We start from the raw sequence: 3045 nt of genomic DNA, 5'->3' as shown, positions 1-3045 counted from the left end.
GTCCCATGCAGCTCCTCGTTCAAAAGGTAGAGCGAGAAAATGAGCCGGTTCTCCTCCTGACTGAGCAAGAGGTTATAGGGCCCGCCGGGCGAGTTCATCGGCTTGAAATAGTTCGCTTCCAGCAGGTCATAGAGCGCGATCTGGCGTTCGTGCTCGACGTCGCGGCCGTGGCCTTCCGAGGACTTTTCCTCAAGGCTCACCCCGACCAGACGAAACTGCGGATCAGCGTCCATAGCAGTCTTTATGTGTTCAGGCGCGCCGCCACCGAACGCGCATGCGCATCAAGCCCTTCTGCTTCAGCCAACGCAATGGCATCCGGACCGAGTGCGGCAATCGCCGCAGGGCTGAGCGACAAAAGGGTCGAACGCTTGACAAAATCCAGGACCGACAGGCCGGACGAAAACCGCGCCGTGCGGGCGGTCGGCAGCACATGGTTGGGTCCGGCGATATAGTCGCCCATCGCTTCGGGGGTATGGCGGCCGAGGAAGATCGCACCGGCATGGCGGATCAGCGGCAGATAGGCGTCGGGATCGGCGACAGCGAGCTCGAGATGCTCAGGCGCGATGCGGTTGGCGAGCGGCGCGGCGTCGGCGAGCGATTCCACCACCAGGATGGCGCCGTAGTCGTTCCACGAGGCGGTGGCGATGTCCCGGCGCGGCAACAGCGCCAGCGCCCGGGTCACGGCAGCATCGACGGCGTGCGCGAAACCGGCATCGTCGGTGATCAGGATCGCCTGGGCGACGCGGTCGTGCTCGGCCTGGCTGAGGAGGTCCGCGGCAATCCACTCCGGATCGTTGCCGGCATCGGCAATGATGAGAATCTCCGACGGACCGGCGACGGAATCGATGCCGACCCGGCCAAACACCTCGCGCTTGGCGGCGGCGACGTAGGCATTGCCGGGGCCGACGATCTTGTCGACCGGCGCGATGGATTTGGTGCCATAGGCCAGCGCCGCCACAGCCTGGGCGCCGCCGATGCGGTAAATCTCGGTGACCCCGGCCCGGCGGGCAGCTTCGATCGATAAGGGATTGATGGCGCCGCCGGTGGCCGGCGTGACCATGACGAGGCGCTTGACGCCCGCGACCGCAGCCGGGATTGCGTTCATCAGCACCGAACTCGGATAGCTGGCGGTGCCGCCGGGAACATAAAGCCCGACGCTGTCGAGCGGGGTGAAGCGCCAGCCGAGGCGGGCGCCGGTTTCATCCGTGTACGATTCATCGGCCGGGAGCTGGCGGCGGTGATAGGCTTCGATCCGGCGCGCCGCGACATCGAGCGCCTTCAGCGTCTCCGGCTTGCAGGCGGCGCGCGCGGCCTCGATCTCGGCCGACGTCAGGCGCAGGGTCTCCACGCTCAGCCCGGCACGGTCGTATTTGTTGGAGAGATCGACCAGGGCGTCGTCGCCGCGGGCCCGCACCTCGGCGATGATCGCGCGCACGGAGGCCGAGACATCGTCATCGGTCTCGCGCTTCATGGTCAGGAGCGCGTCGAAATCGGCAGCGAAGGAAGCGGATTTGGCGTCGAGCCAGCGTCTCATGTCAGTCGTCTTCGAGGCCATCTTCGGCGAAATTGGGGGCGTGATTGGGACGGCCGCGTGCCGCCCACGGACCCGTGAGATCGGCCAGCGCCGCATCGAGGCATTCCACCGCCAGCTGCATCACGCCGCCGCCGGAAAACGTCAGCTCCACCATGCCGCCCGGATTTTCCGTTTCGGGGGCGCCCGCAGGCGTGAACTTGATGGCGAGCAGCGACAGGATGGCGCCGGGCGCCCCCATCTTGATGTTCTTGGACTTGACCGACAAGACGCCGTCGAAATGCAGCCCCGAGCGGATGCGCAAATCGCCCTGCTTGGCCCCATTCTCCCACTGGAAGCGGTTCAAAATCGCCACGAAGCGCCGCTTCTTGGGCAGGTATTTGAGGTCGCCGACCTTGGCGACGGCGTCCTGCAGCCGGGCCGAGATGATATCCAGGTCTTCGGTGTCCTGGGCGGCGAGAATGGGTCCGGTGGTCGTCATGTGGTTTGCCGTTCGATGTTCGCCCCGACGGCACGGAGTTTTTCCTCCAGCCGCTCGAAGCCGCGATCCAGATGATAGACGCGATTGACGATGGTTTCGCCCTCTGCCGCAAGCCCTGCCAGAACGAGGCTCGAGGAGGCGCGCAGATCGGTCGCCATGACCGGCGCCCCCATCAGCCTCGGCACGCCGGTGACGATGGCGGTATCGCCCTCCACTTTAATATCTGCACCCATGCGGATGAGTTCGGGGACGTGCATGAAGCGATTCTCGAAAATCGTCTCCCGGATGCGGGACGAGCCCTCGGCGATCGCCATCAGCGTCATGAACTGCGCCTGCAGATCGGTCGGGAAGCCCGGGAAGGGAGCCGTGTTCACCGATACCGATCTAGGGTGAAATCCGTCGCGTGCAACCTTGAATCCGCTCCCGGTGGAAGAAACTTCGGCCCCGACCAGCACCAGAACGTCCAAAAGCGCCGCCACCAGGTCGGGCGAGGTGCCGGTCAGCTCAACCTCGCCGCCGGCAATCGCCGCCGCGATGGCATAGGTGCCGGTCTCGATCCGGTCCGGCAGCACCGCGTGAGTCGCGCCATGCAGGCGGCCGACGCCTTCCACCACGATCTGCGAGGTGCCGAGCCCGGTGATCTTCGCTCCCATCGCGGTCAGGCAGTTGCCGAGATCGACGATTTCCGGCTCGCGGGCGGCGTTGACGATGGTGGTCTTGCCCTTGGCAAGGCAGGCGGCCATCAGCACATTCTCGGTGGCGCCGACCGACACCATCGGGAACACCACCTCGCCGGCGGTGAGGCCCGCGGGCGCATCGGCGATGACATAGCCCTGCGCCAGATCGATCGCGGCGCCCAGCGCCTGGAGTCCTTTCAGATGCAGGTCGACGGGGCGGGCGCCGATGGCACAGCCGCCGGGCAGCGACACTTTGGCGAGCCCGACGCGTGCCACCAAAGGCCCGAGCACGAAGAAGCTCGCCCGCATCTTGCGCACGATGTCGTATTCGGCGGTCGAGCCGCGCACCTTCTGGG

Annotated in this window: 4 protein-coding genes; all 4 read right to left on the bottom strand. The window is 66.1% G+C overall.

The window, feature by feature from the left end; genetic code table 11:
* Positions 1-233 (bottom strand): UPF0262 family protein (locus AC1P6P_RS01075; protein WP_481400582.1); only part of this gene is annotated, 233 nt, incomplete at its 3' end.
* Positions 234-241: 8 nt separating this feature from the next.
* Complete coding sequence (hisD, locus tag AC1P6P_RS01070; protein WP_481400581.1) at positions 242-1534, bottom strand: histidinol dehydrogenase; 1293 nt, start codon at positions 1532-1534, stop codon at positions 242-244.
* Between the two features lies 1 nt (position 1535).
* On the bottom strand, positions 1536-2012 hold the full coding sequence (locus AC1P6P_RS01065; RefSeq protein ID WP_481400580.1) for a DUF2948 family protein: 477 nt from the start codon (positions 2010-2012) through the stop codon (positions 1536-1538).
* The coding region (murA, locus tag AC1P6P_RS01060) for a UDP-N-acetylglucosamine 1-carboxyvinyltransferase (RefSeq protein ID WP_481400579.1) at positions 2009-3045 on the bottom strand (1037 nt) is incomplete at its 5' end. The genes murA and AC1P6P_RS01065, both read right to left, overlap by 4 nt.

The organism is Rhizomicrobium sp. (assembly GCF_056722145.1).
Note: the sequence above shows the minus strand (reverse complement) of the source record. Positions and strands in the feature narration are given on the sequence as shown.

Coding starts and splice junctions, on each gene's coding strand:
- hisD (WP_481400581.1), bottom strand. CDS start 1,534: ATGAGACGCTGGCTCGACGCCAAATCCGCTTCCTTCGCTGCCGATTTC.
- AC1P6P_RS01065 (WP_481400580.1), bottom strand. CDS start 2,012: ATGACGACCACCGGACCCATTCTCGCCGCCCAGGACACCGAAGACCTG.